This is a genomic window from Sporosarcina cyprini (genome assembly GCF_022048975.1).
GTDB classification, from domain to species: Bacteria; Bacillota; Bacilli; order Bacillales_A; family Planococcaceae; genus Sporosarcina; species Sporosarcina cyprini.
Genome location: NZ_JAKMHX010000025.1, coordinates 1 through 15,319, shown reverse-complemented (window position 1 = coordinate 15,319; position 15,319 = coordinate 1). Strand labels below are relative to the sequence as shown.

Below are 15,319 nucleotides of genomic sequence, written 5' to 3'. Positions count from 1 at the left end.
AAATGATTTTTTCACTAGGTATTACTCAATGTTGTATTAAATAAAAAATGGCTGGTAGGAGACCGGTACAATACCGTCTTCGCCACCAGCCAATCAGTTGCATAATAAACCCATTTTTAAATTTAATCTTCTTGGTAATGAACCATATCATATGGATAGTAAGGAACATTCTTTAATATAAGGTTATCTAATTCTAATATTTTTGCAATAGCACCAGTTCAAAGCTCCAATAGACATTGTAGATATCTTCATTAATTTTTATGTGTATAATACCAACCATTATCTATATGTCCATGATGGCACAATCTTATGCTTTATAATAGATTAAATAGTTCATTGTGTCTTATATACAAGCTTATTTGTTTGTTACGTCCAAAACTTACAATACACTTTTAATTGCTTCCGTAATCATTTCTTCAAAATTGTTATATTCTTCTATGACATCTCCGCTTGGTTTATCTAATTCAAGAAACACATGACTTTCTAAATCTATACAGTACCATGAAATGCTTGAATCTCCAAAAAACAAATAATTACTATCCCATACATTATCTCTCCAAATTTCATTCGCACTAATAAAACCATTATTTTCATCATCAGATTTCGCATTGTAAATAACTAATCCATTAAAATCTAAACCATTTACTTTTTTTAAGAAATCTCCATATTCATTAATCCATAGGTTACTACGAACATTACTTGAAATCCACTCTTTTAAGGATTGAATATCTTTATCACTTGCAGGTACCATTATTGTCTTACCGTCTTCTTTTTTAATTTTTTCTATCTCAACCAGTAATTCTAATACCATAATCTCACCTCTATTTTTTTGAGTCTGGATATATAAATCCATCTGGAATCGGCCACTTAATATTAATTGAATCCCCAACTTCCAAACCTTTTGTTAAATTTTTTTGAGAATTAGTAAGAACTTTGTGGTATGGATCATTTTTTATTAAGATTAAATTGTTATAATCATTTGTTCCCCCATCATCTAAAGGCAACTTATGATGTACCTGATATTCTTCTGGTACCAATCCTTTTTTTAGTTTGTTAATATCCGAACTTGTTAAACCTGCATCTTTAAGTTGTTTAATTTTTGTCTCATCACTAGTTAAGTCTATTAAAAATTTTTTTCTGACAGAACTATTAAAAGTATTTCTTAATTTTTTAAACTCTTCTCGATCTCGCTTAGTGTAGGTAATTTCCTTCTCAAAGATGCCCTTTAAGAGCACCTCTTCACCTTTCAATTTACCTACATGCTCAGCATTTTTCGCAGTACCCTTATTAGCACCGACATCCACATTCTTCGTATCAACCTTAACATCACTAACTCCACTTGTACTAGGCGCTGAAACATCCTTCACTACATATGGTTTATTGAATGTAAAGTTACTTGGCGTGCTGTAATGGTAACCGTTTGCCACTAATAACTCATATTGAGGTTGAACTTTGCCTATATCCATTGGCAAGTTATCCATCTTTCCTAAATGGAATTGCGTTTTGCTAAGCGGGTTGTTGATGACGTCTTGGTAAACTGGCGTATAGATCGACTTCATCGCATCTGTGCTGACCACATTTTTAACTTGTTTTACATTAGTTGTTGATTTATAAACCAACTTCCCACCAGTGCTGAACCATCCTGCAACAGGAATCATTCCCCCAACAGAAAGGGCCGCGTTTACTGTATCCCCTCGCGCGGCATAGATAATTGCATTTAATCCATCCGCTGGTTCACCAATTACAGGGATAAGCCCTACCAGATCTAATCCAAACTGAAGATCATCCACCCAGCTGTTTTCTTCGGCTACGGTAGCTGTAATGATCTCTTCTTCCTTATACTCTACATGGGGAACAACCTCATAGAAAACGCTTGAGCCTACCATATACTCTTTAATAAGCAAACCGTTATTATAGACATGGTATTTCACATTTTCGTCCACATTCTGATCGATCGTGTTTACTTTCTTCCCTTCCAGAGTTTTAAAAGTAGCGGCAGTAAGCATCGTGCCGAGCAGCTTCTCATGCTCGTTCCCCCAAGGGTCTAAGAACACTTTTGGGAATAGTTCCGTCCTGATTTCACTTCCGAACGTTAACACATTCCATTGGCTCGACTGGAAGTTTATATCTTGCACTCCTGATTGGAAAAGTCCCTCGATAGTCGCAAGCCAATTATCCATTGCCAGCAAGTCATGTTCAATGGCATTCAGTGCGAAAGTCTGCGCTGCATCAAATTCATAAAGTTGGGCGATGGTATCATCACGTTTCCGTTTGGAGTGAATGACCCCCTCCTGTACTTCACTATCATCTAAAGGGGGCAGGCCGACAATATCACTTACTTTGTCCATGATACTGTTTGCCTCATCCGTCAAACTAGCCGTGAGACGGCCAATTAGCGTAAGTCCGTGTTCTATCTCTCCCTCAAGGAATTGTTCATCTATGTACCCGGATGGATCGGGTTCGAGAGAATGAAGTGCAGCTTCCATCTGAAGAAGTACTTGTTTAAACCGATTTGAAAACATCCGAAAGAAAAGAAGAAAGGGTAAATGACATTCCCGGTAAAAGGAACGAATCGCACTGCCTCCCATTCCTTTCAGCTGTTCCTCCATTTCAACGAGATCGCGCACGGCACGGTCAATCGTTTCCATTTCCGTGCTTAGCCTGTCTATCATTGTTATGTTCCGTTGAAGCCCCTCTTGAAATGGACTGACACTCAATATTTTCATTGGCTCCGCCTCATCGAGCGGTTAGAAAGAGACACGCTATAATTCTTTTTATTATACAATAATTCACTATAGGTGAACATTTTCTTCCCCTCCAGTCTTCAATTATATTACCAGTAATAATACTCCATTTTTTACAAGAAGATAATGAATATAGTTGTAAAAATCCGAAAATAACCCATACGGACTAACATGCCTATCTCTTGAATGTGACGCAAATACTATTAGATAAGTAATAAAGTTATAGTTTACTCAGGTTCTAATAATAGAGCCTGACACTCTCCATATATGGATCTTCTTGTTTCGGTATTGGGGAAGAAAAATAATGAAACGAAAAAGAGGTCTCTCATTAATTCAACGAATTAATGAGAGACCTCTTGAGTTGGCATAAAAGGGGTTAGCGTTCCCCTTACATCATGCCGCCCATTCCACCCATGTCAGGCATGCCTGCTGCTGGTGGTTCTGGGATATCGGCAACGACTGCTTCTGTTGTCAAGAACATAGCCGCCACAGATGCTGCGTTTTGAAGTGCAGAACGTGTAACTTTAGTTGGGTCTACGATACCTGCTTGCATCATGTTGACCCACTCGCCTTCAGCTGCGTTGAAGCCGATGCCGACTTCTTCGCGCTTGAGGCGATCGACAACGATGGAGCCTTCAAGGCCAGCGTTTGTTGCGATTTGGCGAACTGGTTCTTCAAGTGCGCGAAGGACGATTTTCACGCCAGTTGCGACGTCGCCTTCTACAGATTCCAGCAATGTTTCCACTTTGTTGTAAACGTTGACGAGGGCTGTACCACCACCGGATACGATACCTTCTTCAACAGCTGCACGTGTGGAGTTGAGTGCGTCTTCGATGCGAAGTTTGCGCTCTTTCAATTCTGTTTCTGTTGCAGCACCGACTTTGATGACGGCTACGCCGCCTGCAAGTTTTGCAAGACGTTCTTGTAGTTTTTCTTTATCAAACTCAGAAGTTGTTTCTTCGAGTTGTGCACGGATTTGGCCGACGCGAGCTGTGATTGCGTCTGTTTCGCCAGCTCCTTCTACGATTGTTGTGTTGTCTTTTGTGACAACGACTTTAGCAGCGCGTCCAAGCTGGCTGATGTCAGCAGATTTTAGGTCAAGACCTAGATCTTCTGTAATCACTTGGCCGCCAGTTAGGATTGCGATGTCTTCGAGCATAGCTTTACGACGATCGCCGAAGCCAGGTGCTTTGACTGCTACCGCATTGAATGTTCCGCGAAGCTTGTTCACAACTAGAGTCGCAAGCGCTTCCCCTTCCACGTCTTCCGCAATTAGAAGCAATGGCTTGCCTTGTTGAACGACTTGTTCAAGGACAGGAAGGATTTCCTGAATGTTTGTAATCTTCTTATCTGTAATCAAAATGAATGGGTTGTCAAGAACCGCTTCCATTTTGTCAGTGTTTGTCGCCATGTATGCAGATGCATAACCACGGTCGAATTGCATACCTTCTACTACGTCAAGCTCTGTAGTGAAGCCTTTGGATTCTTCGATTGTGATGACGCCGTCGTTGCCAACGCGCTCCATCGCTTCAGCGATCAATTCGCCGACTTCTTCGTCGCCTGAAGAAATAGCAGCTACTTGCGCGATTTCTTGCTTGCTTTCGATTTCATCGGAAATGCCTTGTAGTTCTTCAATCGCAGTCGCAACCGCTTTTTCGATTCCTTTACGGATACCGACAGGGTTTGCGCCAGCTGTTACGTTTTTCAAACCTTCACGGATCATCGCTTGAGCAAGAACCGTTGCAGTTGTCGTACCGTCACCTGCGATTTCGTTTGTTTTGGAAGCGACTTCTGCTACGAGCTTCGCACCCATGTTTTCAAACGGATCTTCAAGTTCGATTTCCTTTGCAATTGTCACACCGTCGTTTGTGATGAGCGGTGAACCGAATTTCTTCTCAAGAACGACGTTGCGTCCTTTTGGTCCAAGCGTCACTTTAACAGCGTCTGCTAGTATATCTACACCACGAAGCATTGCGCTGCGTGCGTCTTCATTGAATTTCAATTGTTTAGCCATTTTATGAATTCCCTCCTGATTTTACTCGTACATTTGTCTATGTGCCATTCATGATTGTTTAGATGATAGCTAAAATGTCGCTTTCACGCAGGATCAAATATTCATTGCCTTCATATTTTACTTCAGTTCCAGCATACTTGGAGAAGATGATTCGGTCGCCATCTTTCACTTCCAGTTCAACGCGCTGGCCGTTTTCAAGAACGCGTCCAGTACCGACTGCAACAACTTTTCCTTCTTGCGGTTTCTCTTTTGCGGAATCTGGTAGTACGATACCGCTTTGTGTTTTTTCTTCCGCTTCGATTAGTTCGATTACGATACGGTCACCTAATGGTTTCAACAAGTGAAACAACCTCCTCGACATAATATCTTCTTTTTAGCACTCAGTAAGCATGAGTGCTAATACATTTATTATCATAATAAAGTTGCCCAAGATTTGCAAGTAAAATACTCGTATTCTTTTCTCTTTGCCATTCAACTACGAAAAAGTTAAAATGGACGGAGTAGAAAGGACGAGATGAATGAAAAACTGGAAGATTTACTTGCTTATACTTCTTACATATATTCTCATGCAGTTTGGCAGTGTTCCGCTCAGCAAATGGCTGATCACCTACTTCCAAGAAGGCGGCATGACAGAGAAACAGGCTTCTTTCCAAGGCGTTGCCTGGGGATTGTTCATTTCAAACTTGATTGCCGCTCCGATAATTCTGTGGCTTACGACGCTTAATAAAAAGTTCTGGGATATTAGCAAAGGAACTAAAAAGAAGGCATCCATCGGAGGAGTGATTCTCTGGGGTGTTCTTGGATTTTTCATGGCCATGGCGGGCCAAATGATTGCCGCCATCATCGAAACAGCGTTTGGCGTGGCGCCGGGTTCAGAAAATACAGCCCTGTTGGGTGAAATCGCAAAGGCTTCACCAATTATCATCCTCTCCATTGTAGTTTTTGCCCCTCTACTGGAGGAAATTGTTTTCCGAAGAGTGGTGTTCGGCGGAATCTATCTTAAAACAAACTTCTGGATTGCCGGGATTTTGAGCGGAGTCATCTTCTCCCTTGTTCACGGAGAGCCGCAACATTTACTCATCTACCTGGCACCTGGTCTCATCTTTGCCTTCCTCTATTCCCATACAGGACGGATTTGGACTTCGATGCTAGCGCACTTGCTCATGAATGGCTTTGTGACGATCTTGCAATTTAATATCGATAAACTTGAAAAACTACAGGACATGAAGAACGCGTTCATTCATCTCCTTCCATACTGATAAACCGGCTCGCACTGTATTTTTTGCGAGCCGGTTTTCGTTACATCGGGGACAATATAAAAAATGCTGCGAATAAGGACAAGATCAAGAAGATAATGAACAGCAGTCCAGCTATGATCATGGTGACGCTAAATCCTCGCCACACTGAGAACCGATGAACAATTTCAAGTCCCTTGCTTGCTATGAATATACTGTAAACCCATACCCCCGTCGTGATCGCCCCTACTATAAGTGAGGTAATCATAATCGCCCACAATCCACCTACCGCAACATCCGACCCTAGTGTATTCTTAATCAGGTACATTATATTATTGACAGGCGCCAACCATATATGTGGTATTGAAGCTGCAGGAAGAACCCACAATACATCCTTATAGCTGCCGCTTCCCTTTAGCATGCGGCCAACTACGTAAAATAAGCCAGCACAAATGGGCCAACCAATGAGGAAAAATAAGAATGAAATGACGTTCATAATCAAAAGCGCGTTGCCTGGTTGCACCTCAAACATTTGCTGTACATTTAACGCAGTAGTCGGCGCATTGCTAATCGCCATCAGCAACCAAATAAGCAATGCTAATTTAATGGACCTTTTTTCAAGTAAATAATGAATTGTTTTTGTCGGCTTTGTCCAAATCCACAATAAAGGCAATACAATCCCCCCTACCATTTCCTATATCTTACATCATCTCCCGTTTAGTTCCCATACTCCATTTGTTACAATTATCCATTATAAAGCTGTAGGCTTCCTTTCACAGACATTACACTTCTGCGGATCAGCATTCATCTCTTCCATAGCGATTGATCCATCACAAACGTGACAAAAAACCGACTCACATATGTAGAATGCGAGCCGGTTTTATCGATTCATTAATATGGTGTAAACACGAAGAACATTAAGAAAAATACCAGAGCAAAGATGAACACAAATAAAATCACCATGAAAATCGCAATCACACCAAAACCGCGCCATGCCGAGAAACGGTGGACAATGCCAAGTCCCATGCTTGTGACAACGATGCTATATATTCCAACTCCTATAGTAATCAAGTTGCCGATTATGAAAGGTAAATAAGGCGTCAATGATTCGTCTAACATGAAATTCGGCTGCTGCCCGCCGGTGATGGCAAATACGATATAATTGACTGGTGCCACCCAAATGAGCGGCAATGTCGCCACAGGTACGAGCCATAGAAGTTCATCATAACGGCCGGTCCCCCCGAGCATCCGTCCAATCCCATAATAGACACCCGCATTGATGAACCACCCGATGAGCATGCTGATGAACGAAAGGAATAAGGAAATGATAAGTGCGGTACTTGCTTGTAATTCAAATAATTGAAGCAGATTCGGTACAACGGTCGGGGCATTCGTGACCGCGGCAAGAAACCATATAAGAATCGTCAGTTTCACAGATCGCTTTTCCAGTAAATAATGAATTGTCTTCGTCGGCTGTGTCCAAATTGACAAAAACGGCAATGAGATCCCCACCCTTCTCTTTTCCTATATCTTACATCATCCCCCGTTTCATTCCTATGCCCCATTTGTTACAATTACCCATATGAAAGGCGGTGGACTTTTGAAAATCGTAATCCTTTCCGATACTCACGCCAAAGCGCTCCCTCCCCGTCTGCTGGAGGAGTGTTCATCAACTGACCTCATTCTTCATGCAGGCGACTGGGGGAATCTCGACATACAAGAGCAACTGGAGGCCTTCGCGGAAGTGATTGGCGTTCACGGTAATATCGATAGCCCTGCCATTCAATCTATGTTTCCAAACAAGCAGATCATCCATGCCGGGAAGTTCAAGATCGGTATAGTCCATGGCCATGGTGATAAAGGAACTACGGAAAAGCGGGCCTTCGATGCTTTTGAAGATGAAACCCTGGATGCCATTGTTTTCGGGCATTCTCACATCCCGCTCATCCGCTATGCAAAACGCACGTTGTTGCTGAACCCCGGTTCGCCGACAGACAAGCGCAGGGTTCCTTACTATTCCTTCATTATATTGCATGTGGGAGAGGTCTTGCGCCCCGAGCTGATTTTATTCGAACAATAAATAAATCCCGCCACCTGCGTAAAAACAGGTTGCGGGATTTTTCTATTTCTCCAAGTTACCCATCACTTCATCGATTTGCCGCTGTTGTTCTGCCTTTACTTCATCCAGTTGCCGCTGTTTCTCCGCCTTCAAGTATTTCTTATAACCAAAGCGGGAGATGATGACACTGAATTCATATAAAATGAATAGCGGAACCGAGGTAAATAAATGCGAAACAATATCAGGCGGCGTAATGAAAGCGGCAAGGACGAACAGGACAAAGTAGGCGACCTTTCGGATTTTCACTAAGTACTTCGGATTTAAAATGCCGAGCCGCGATAAAAACAGCATGACAATCGGCAATTGGAATACAATGCCGAACGGGATGATAATTTGGAAAAGGAACGTGAAGTATTGATTAATACCAAACGTCGAAGCGATTCCCAAGTCTTCCGACAAATTCATCATGAACTTCATCACATACGGAACGAGAATGAAGTACGAAAAAGAGACGCCGGCAAGGAACAGCAGAAAAGTGAAGGGAATGTAACTCAGTGTCACTTTTCGTTCTGTCTCATGCAATCCTGGCGAAACGAAAGACCAGAACTGGTACATGATGATCGGGGATATGATCACAACCGCCAGAAATACGACGACCTTCAAATAAACGATGATCGGGTCGGCGACATTGAATGCGTTGAACGTCTGTTCAGGTGCCTGCGCTTGGAGAAACTTAATGACCGGCTTGGCCATGATAAAACTGCCGATCACTGCAATAACAAAGAAAACGACGATTACCATCAGCCGTTTTCGAATTTCATCTATATGTTCAATGACAGTTAAGTTTTTTTCTTTCATCGGACAGACATCCTTACTTATTGCACGTCGTTTTTCTTGTCTTCCACTTTCTTCACCGTGTCGTCATCATCGGATGTGAGACCTTTAGTTGCATTCTTGAATTCACGTAATGAAGCACCGAATGCCTTCCCGATTTCAGGCAATTTCTTCGGTCCGAAAATAAGCAATGCCACGACTGCGATTAATAGTAAACTTCCTATACCTGGGGCCATTTCGGGCACCTCCTTCGTAATATGTCTATTTTACACGAAAATCGTCACTAATACCACGGAACGCATCATTCCAATTGTGAATCTTTTACGTCATTTTTAATGAAATAAATGAGTGTCTGCAGCTCGACAGACAAATCGATCGTATGAACGCGCATCCACTCTGGCACAGCCAGCCGGACTGGCGTAAAATTCAGAATTCCTTTCACGCCAATAGCCGCAAGTCGATCGGTCACTTCCTGCGCCGCCCTAGATGGCACGGTGAGGATGACGAGATTGATGCCAAGCTCCTGTATCTTCTCTTCGAGCCGGCTTGGCGGAAATACTGGGATGCCATTTAGCGTTTTCCCGTCTTTCGGAGCTTTCGGGTCGAACGCGACGACAATCCGTGTATTATGGTTCTTCTGAAAGTTATATTTTAAAAATGCATTCCCTAGACTTCCGACACCGATCAAGGCAACGTCCGTTTCCTCGTCCTGGTCGAGCGTTCGGCGGAAGAAGTTCACGAGGTAGTTTACATCATAGCCATAGCCTTTCCGTCCTAACGCACCGAAATGCGAAAAATCCCGGCGGATCGTGGCGGCATCGATTTTCATCGCTTCGCTTAATTCACTGGAAGAAACACGTTTCTTGCCGGCGTTCGCAAAGTTTTGCAGGAATCTATAATAGAGCGGCAACCGCTTGGATGTCGCCTGTGGAATTTTCGGAATTTCGCCAGCCATTTTCAACCTCCTGAATATCCAATCGTCTCCTTGGAGGCAATCGATACCCTTGATGCTAGTCTTCCATTCAAATAAACGGAAGCCGATTCTATCGTACAGTAGTTGGCTTCTGTTGTAAAGCCGACCATTGCGCCCTTCCTCCCATTCCATTACACTTAAGTGGAATAGAGGTGTTTTCAATGATCATTTTACAAGTAAACGGGCTGACCAAGTCGTTTTCTGGAACCGATATATTGAACAACGTCCGGCTGGAAGTCCAGCATCGGGACAGGGTGGCGCTAGTAGGCCGCAATGGAGCCGGCAAGTCGACTCTTTTAAAGATCATTGCCGGTGAAATGAGTGCGGATTCGGGTGATATTATCATTCCGAAAGGCGTGCGGATCGGCTACTTGGAACAGCATGCTGGAATTGATTCAGAACGGACGGTCTGGGACGAAATGATGACCGTTTATGAACCGCTGCGGAAATTGGAAGGCCGGCTGCGTGAATTGGAAATGCAGATGGCAGATCCAGCTGTTTACGAAAATAGTGTGGAATACGAACGGGTCATGAAGGAATACGATGCGTTGCAAATCGAATTTAAGGATTCAGGCGGCTACCAATATGAATCCGATTGCCGCTCTGTACTCCATGGGATGCGTTTTTATCCGGAGGATTATGAGAAAAGCGTCCATTTGCTTTCGGGAGGTCAGAAGACAAGACTGGCTCTCGCGAAAATGCTTTTGAGCAAGCCTGACCTGTTGATCCTCGATGAGCCGACAAACCATCTTGACATCGAGACGCTCGGATGGTTGGAAAAGTATTTGGTTTCGTATGAGGGCGCCATACTGATCGTGTCCCATGACCGATATTTCCTTGACCAGATCGTTACCGTCGTCTACGAAGTCTCCAGAAGAAAAGTGACGAAGTACGCCGGGAACTACAGTGCCTATTTGGATGAAAAAGCGAAGAACTATGAACGGGATCGTAAGCTGTTTGAACGGGAAGCGAGCGAACGGGCAAAGCTTGAGGATTTTATTCAGCGCAATATCGCCCGAGCTTCTACATCCAAAATGGCGAAAAGCCGGCGAAAGCAGCTGGAGCGTACGGAGTGGATGGATGCGCCTGAGGGCAATGAAAAGTCCGCTGCCTTTTCGTTCGATATTGACCGTCAGAGCGGCAACGATGTGCTCGCTTTGCAGGACGTATCGATCGGCTATGGCGACCACTCCGTCTCGCGCCATATCAATTTGCACGTTTATAAAGAAGATCGGATTGCTATTATCGGGCCGAATGGCATCGGGAAATCCACCCTGCTGAAAACGATTGTTAAGAAACAGCCGTCTTTAGACGGTGAAATCCGTTACGGTACGAATGTCCAATTCGGTTATTATGACCAAAACCAGGCGACCATCATTGGCACAGGGACCGTTCTGCAGGAAATTTGGGACGAATGGCCGCTTTTGAATGAAAAAGATGTCCGCTCTTTGCTCGGCCGTTTCTTATTCTCCGGTGAGGATGTGGATAAACCGGTTTCTTCGTTATCGGGAGGCGAAAAGGCAAGGTTATCCCTAGCCAAGCTCATGCTCGAAAAATCGAATACACTCGTATTGGATGAGCCGACGAACCATTTGGACTTGGATAGCAAGGAAGTGCTTGAAAACGCATTAGACGATTTTCCAGGCACCATCATCTTCGTGTCGCATGACCGGTATTTCATTAATCGACTTGCGACTAAAGTGATTGATGTGAATGAATCTGGGGCGACGGAGTATCTCGGCGATTACGATTACTTCCTCGAAAAGAAGGCGGAGCAGGCTGAACTGCTGGCGGAAGGTCAGGCAACCACAGCGACTCCGCTTACGGGACAATCGAATGGCGGCCGCAGCGAGTCAGATAAGGAATTAAAGCGACAAGAGCGTAAGCTGACACGGAACATTGAGGAAGCGGAGAAAAAGATGGCTTCATTAGATGAGGAAATCGCTCATTTGCAAGAAGAATTGCTCATTCCGGAGTTTGCGGACGATCACGTTAAGCTGATGGACTTGCAAGCAAGAATTGACCAGCTTCAGGAAGAGCATGATTTGCTGGCAGAGCAATGGCTTGTATGGCAAGAAGAACTCGAAGCACTATATTCCTAAAAAGAGCGTCGTTTCGATTATCCTGTCGAAACGGCGTTTTCATTTTCCACAATCTTTTCCACATGAGAAATATTGATTTTATAGGATATGAACATAGTTATCCACGTTATCCACAGAAAAATGTTTTATTACCCACAAAGTTATCCAAAACGGTGTGCTTAATCTTTTGCTATTTTCTAAGTTATGAACAAGTTGTCCACAAAGTGTGCATAAGTACGAACGTTCCCTCTTGACAACTTTAAAAACCGTCCTACCAAAAAAACACGGAAATCGCCACATTCGGACAATTTCCGTGCTTATTTTCAAGAATTCCATGATGTTAATGGCATGCCCGGACGTCCGTTCATTTCCATATTCCCGCGAATGCCCGCTTCAAACATGGAAGATCCTGCCGCAGCAATCATCGCTGCGTTATCCGTGCATAATGAAATCGGCGGAACATAAAATGGAATGCCTTCCTTTTCAAACGTAGCTTCCAAAGACGAGCGCAAACCTTTATTGGCTGCCACTCCACCCGCCGCAATCACTTGCTTCACTTTATATTGACGTGCGGCTTTCAGCGTCTTTGCCGTCAGCACCTCCACGACACTCTCCTGGAAACCTGCAGCGACGTGGTGCGGGTCAATTGTCTCGCCACGCTGCTCGAGGTTATGCCGATAATTAATGACAGCCGATTTAAGGCCACTGAAACTGAAATCATAGGAATCCGGCTCCAGCCACGCACGCGGGAATTCTACCGCACTGTCACTCTCAAGAGCCAAACGGTCGATATGCGGTCCGCCTGGATACGGCAAGCCCAGCACACGCGCGACTTTATCATAGGCTTCTCCGGCTGCATCGTCCCGGGTTTCCCCGATAAGTTCAAAATGGCCATGTTCCTTCATGACAACCAGCTCGGTATGCCCACCTGACACGATGAGCGCGAGAAGCGGAAATTCCATCGGCTGCATTAATTGGTTCGCATACACATGCCCCGCAATATGATGGACACCGATAATCGGCAGCCCATTCGCAAAGGCGAACGCTTTGGCGGCATTGATGCCGATCAATAGAGCACCGACCAGGCCGGGCCCTTCTGTGACTGCCACGGCATCTAAGTCTGCAGGTGTTAGTCCGGCTTCCCGCAGTGCTTCTTCCAGGACAAGTGTAATTTGTTCGACGTGATGGCGCGACGCAATTTCAGGTACGACGCCGCCAAATCGTTTCTGGCTCTGGATTTGAGAAGCGACTACGTTGGACACGATTTCATGGCCATTTTTCACAATGGAAGCCGCCGTCTCGTCACAACTTGTTTCTATTCCCAATATATAAAGGTCTTTGTTCATTCGAATTCCACCCACATGACGAGCGCATCTTCATGGTCGTCGGTATAGTAATTTTTTCGGATGCCCCCGTCTTGAAAGCCGAGTTTCCGGTACAAATTTTGAGCTGTTTCATTGCTGACCCGCACTTCCAACGTCATCAGCCTGACTTCATTTGCCTTACATAATGCAATTGCCTTTCGCATGAGTCCTTCTCCAATTCCGCGACCCCGGTGCTGCTTGCGGACCGCTACATTGGTAATATGGCATTCATCCAACACAATCCACATGCCGCAATGACCGATGACCTGACCCTCTTCTTCGGCAACAATATAATGTGCATAGGCATTGCCCGTCATTTCATGCTCAAAGACTTCCTCTGTCCAAGGCGTGGAAAAGGACTCTTCCTCGATTTCCACAACAGACGGAATATCCTCCCGTGTCATTTTACGATAAGCTACTGTATTGATCACGGCTGCGTCCCCTTCTTTTGCTGCGCCAGCCAATTGGCCTCCGCTTCAGCAACTCGGCGATACTCCGGCACAAAGGCATGCAGATCAGCTTCCTGTTCTTCCTGCTCTGCCAAATGGATCAAAAGAGAGGCACGTGGCAGCTGAAATGGCTGGGGGGCAAAAGAAGCTAGCTCACCAAGTGTCGTTTCAATCTCCTCTTTATACAACTTGACGTCTGTACCGACAAAAAGGACGGGCCGATTTATCGTCTTAATGGATTCTAGCAAGGTTTCAATGGCATAATGGCCATCTTCTTTTACTTGTTGCAGTCCAGTTCCATCCGACTCGTACAAAGCAGAGTAAACATGCCGTCTGCGCGCATCGACCAATGGACAAATCAGCTCTCCATAGTAGAGGGCATTGCAAGCCATCACACGCAGACTGGATATGCCGACAAGCGGTTTGCCCAGTGTCCAAGCCAAAGTCTTTGCGATGGTCACGCCGATACGGACACCTGTATAAGAGCCAGGACCCTCAGAAACAGCTATGGCATCGATCGCTTGGGGCGTCAAATCCGTCTTTTCAAATAGTTCTTCAATCGCTTTCATGGCGCGAAGCGAATGGTTCAGTGCCATAGAAGATGTATATTCCGCCAAAAGGGCTCCGTCTCTCACAAGAGCCACAGAAAGCGGGGTATTCGCTGTATCGATTCCTAACCAAATCATATCGCTATCGCCTCACAAATCTCTTCAAAATGCGTACCGAACGGTTGGATGACGAATTGTCTCGAATCGCCGCCCAAATGACGAATCGTAATGGCCAGACGCTCTTTCGGCAAATCGTTTTCAATCAAGTGCGCCCACTCGACTACCGAAATGGCATCTCCATAGAAGAGCTCATCCCAGCCCAAATCCTCGTCACTGTCAGCCAATCGGTATACATCCAAATGATTAAAAGGATAACGGCCTTCATATTGCTTAATAATCGTGAACGTTGGGCTATTCACGGTACGTGTCACGCCAAGTGCTTTGGCAAGAGCTTGAGTAAATGTCGTTTTTCCTGCTCCGAGATCACCTTCTAAGGTGACCACATCAGGAGGGGTCAGATGAGAAGCCAAAGCGGCAGCCAGACGAACGGTCTCCTGCGGGCCTTGAACTACAATTTCCTTCAGCATATTCAAATTCCTTTCTCGGAACGTTACATATAGTGTACAGACGAAAGTGGCAAGAAAGCAAGAAAAGCCAATTTCCGTCTGAAGTATGATGGAGCAAAGATAAAATACAAAAAACCGATTCCGGGATAACTCCGCGGAATCGGGTACGTTTATAGGTAAATGGCGGTCCCGACCGGGATCGAACCGGCGATCTCCTGCGTGACAGGCAGGCATGTTAACCGCTACACCACGGGACCTTTTATGTATGACTTTACGTCTCTTGAAACTAGTTCAGGAACTGCTAGTAAATGAAAGGTAATCAATTCTAACCATTTCAAAAACCGTAAAGCGGTTGAGCCCGGCGACGTCCTACTCTCACAGGGGGAAGCCCCCTACTACCATCGGCGCTGAAGAACTTAACTTCCGTGTTCGGGATGGGAACGGGTGTGACC

General features: G+C 44.8%; 17 protein-coding genes, 1 tRNA gene and 1 rRNA gene. 3 read left to right on the top strand and 16 right to left on the bottom strand.

What is annotated here, in order from left to right:
• Positions 1-379: 379 nt before the first annotated feature.
• The 4 genes from L7D49_RS10340 to groES all read right to left on the bottom strand — a co-directional run bounded on the left by L7D49_RS10340 (position 380) and on the right by groES (position 5,098).
• Positions 380-811 carry a YrhA family protein gene (locus tag L7D49_RS10340; RefSeq protein WP_238080760.1) on the bottom strand — a complete coding sequence of 144 codons (432 nt, stop codon included), beginning with the start codon at positions 809-811 and terminating at the stop codon, positions 380-382.
• 10 nt (positions 812-821) lie between these two features.
• A complete protein-coding gene (locus L7D49_RS10335; RefSeq protein WP_238080759.1) occupies positions 822-2,726 on the bottom strand; it encodes a T7SS effector LXG polymorphic toxin in 1,905 nt (634 codons plus the stop codon).
• A gap of 406 nt (positions 2,727-3,132) precedes the next feature.
• Positions 3,133-4,758: a chaperonin GroEL gene (gene groL, locus L7D49_RS10330; protein WP_238080758.1), complete on the bottom strand. Its 1,626-nt coding sequence runs from the start codon at positions 4,756-4,758 to the stop codon at positions 3,133-3,135.
• Between the two features lie 58 nt (positions 4,759-4,816).
• Positions 4,817-5,098, bottom strand: coding sequence for a co-chaperone GroES (gene groES, locus L7D49_RS10325; protein WP_238080757.1), 282 nt, complete (start codon positions 5,096-5,098; stop codon positions 4,817-4,819).
• A 178-nt stretch (positions 5,099-5,276) separates the two neighbouring features.
• Here groES and L7D49_RS10320 point away from each other — a divergent pair, with 178 nt between their 5' ends.
• Positions 5,277-6,017, top strand: a complete 741-nt coding sequence (locus L7D49_RS10320; RefSeq protein ID WP_238080756.1) for a CPBP family intramembrane glutamic endopeptidase — start codon at positions 5,277-5,279, stop codon at positions 6,015-6,017.
• A gap of 40 nt (positions 6,018-6,057) precedes the next feature.
• Here the strand turns inward: L7D49_RS10320 and L7D49_RS10315 are convergent, their stop codons facing one another.
• Together L7D49_RS10315 and L7D49_RS10310 are read right to left on the bottom strand one after the other, a co-directional pair.
• Entirely contained in the window at positions 6,058-6,666 is a 609-nt protein-coding gene (locus tag L7D49_RS10315) for a YIP1 family protein (RefSeq protein ID WP_238080755.1), read from the bottom strand.
• Positions 6,667-6,884: 218 nt separating this feature from the next.
• Complete coding sequence (locus L7D49_RS10310; protein ID WP_238080754.1) at positions 6,885-7,493, bottom strand: Yip1 family protein; 609 nt, start codon at positions 7,491-7,493, stop codon at positions 6,885-6,887.
• A gap of 100 nt (positions 7,494-7,593) precedes the next feature.
• On the opposite strand from L7D49_RS10310, the gene L7D49_RS10305 reads away from it, so the two are divergent.
• Complete coding sequence (locus tag L7D49_RS10305; RefSeq protein ID WP_238080753.1) at positions 7,594-8,073, top strand: metallophosphoesterase family protein; 480 nt, start codon at positions 7,594-7,596, stop codon at positions 8,071-8,073.
• 42 nt (positions 8,074-8,115) lie between these two features.
• Here L7D49_RS10305 and tatC read toward each other — a convergent pair whose 3' ends face one another.
• The 4 genes from tatC to L7D49_RS20220 all read right to left on the bottom strand — a co-directional run bounded on the left by tatC (position 8,116) and on the right by L7D49_RS20220 (position 9,969).
• A complete protein-coding gene (gene tatC, locus L7D49_RS10300; RefSeq protein WP_238080752.1) occupies positions 8,116-8,910 on the bottom strand; it encodes a twin-arginine translocase subunit TatC in 795 nt (264 codons plus the stop codon).
• Between the two features lie 17 nt (positions 8,911-8,927).
• Positions 8,928-9,122: a twin-arginine translocase TatA/TatE family subunit gene (tatA, locus tag L7D49_RS10295; RefSeq protein ID WP_238080751.1), complete on the bottom strand. Its 195-nt coding sequence runs from the start codon at positions 9,120-9,122 to the stop codon at positions 8,928-8,930.
• 65 nt (positions 9,123-9,187) lie between these two features.
• Entirely contained in the window at positions 9,188-9,841 is a 654-nt protein-coding gene (locus tag L7D49_RS10290; protein ID WP_238080750.1) for a redox-sensing transcriptional repressor Rex, read from the bottom strand.
• 2 nt (positions 9,842-9,843) lie between these two features.
• Positions 9,844-9,969: a hypothetical protein gene (locus L7D49_RS20220; RefSeq protein ID WP_269135946.1), complete on the bottom strand. Its 126-nt coding sequence runs from the start codon at positions 9,967-9,969 to the stop codon at positions 9,844-9,846.
• A 51-nt stretch (positions 9,970-10,020) separates the two neighbouring features.
• On the opposite strand from L7D49_RS20220, the gene L7D49_RS10285 reads away from it, so the two are divergent.
• Entirely contained in the window at positions 10,021-11,961 is a 1,941-nt protein-coding gene (locus L7D49_RS10285) for an ABC-F family ATP-binding cassette domain-containing protein (protein WP_238080749.1), read from the top strand.
• 302 nt (positions 11,962-12,263) lie between these two features.
• Here L7D49_RS10285 and tsaD read toward each other — a convergent pair whose 3' ends face one another.
• From tsaD to rrf, 6 genes are all read right to left on the bottom strand, one after another.
• Positions 12,264-13,286 (bottom strand): tRNA (adenosine(37)-N6)-threonylcarbamoyltransferase complex transferase subunit TsaD, encoded by a 1,023-nt coding sequence (gene tsaD, locus L7D49_RS10280; protein WP_238080748.1) that lies wholly within the window; start codon positions 13,284-13,286, stop codon positions 12,264-12,266.
• Positions 13,283-13,735 carry a ribosomal protein S18-alanine N-acetyltransferase gene (gene rimI / locus L7D49_RS10275; RefSeq protein WP_238080747.1) on the bottom strand — a complete coding sequence of 151 codons (453 nt, stop codon included), beginning with the start codon at positions 13,733-13,735 and terminating at the stop codon, positions 13,283-13,285. Before rimI ends, tsaD begins: the two co-directional genes overlap by 4 nt.
• Positions 13,732-14,439 (bottom strand): tRNA (adenosine(37)-N6)-threonylcarbamoyltransferase complex dimerization subunit type 1 TsaB, encoded by a 708-nt coding sequence (tsaB, locus tag L7D49_RS10270; RefSeq protein ID WP_238080746.1) that lies wholly within the window; start codon positions 14,437-14,439, stop codon positions 13,732-13,734. Before tsaB ends, rimI begins: the two co-directional genes overlap by 4 nt.
• Positions 14,436-14,888, bottom strand: a complete 453-nt coding sequence (tsaE, locus tag L7D49_RS10265; RefSeq protein ID WP_238080745.1) for a tRNA (adenosine(37)-N6)-threonylcarbamoyltransferase complex ATPase subunit type 1 TsaE — start codon at positions 14,886-14,888, stop codon at positions 14,436-14,438. Before tsaE ends, tsaB begins: the two co-directional genes overlap by 4 nt.
• A 160-nt stretch (positions 14,889-15,048) precedes the next feature.
• Positions 15,049-15,124: transfer RNA gene (locus L7D49_RS10260), tRNA-Asp, on the bottom strand.
• Between the two features lie 99 nt (positions 15,125-15,223).
• Positions 15,224-15,319 (bottom strand): 5S ribosomal RNA (gene rrf / locus L7D49_RS10255); the annotation flags it as partial.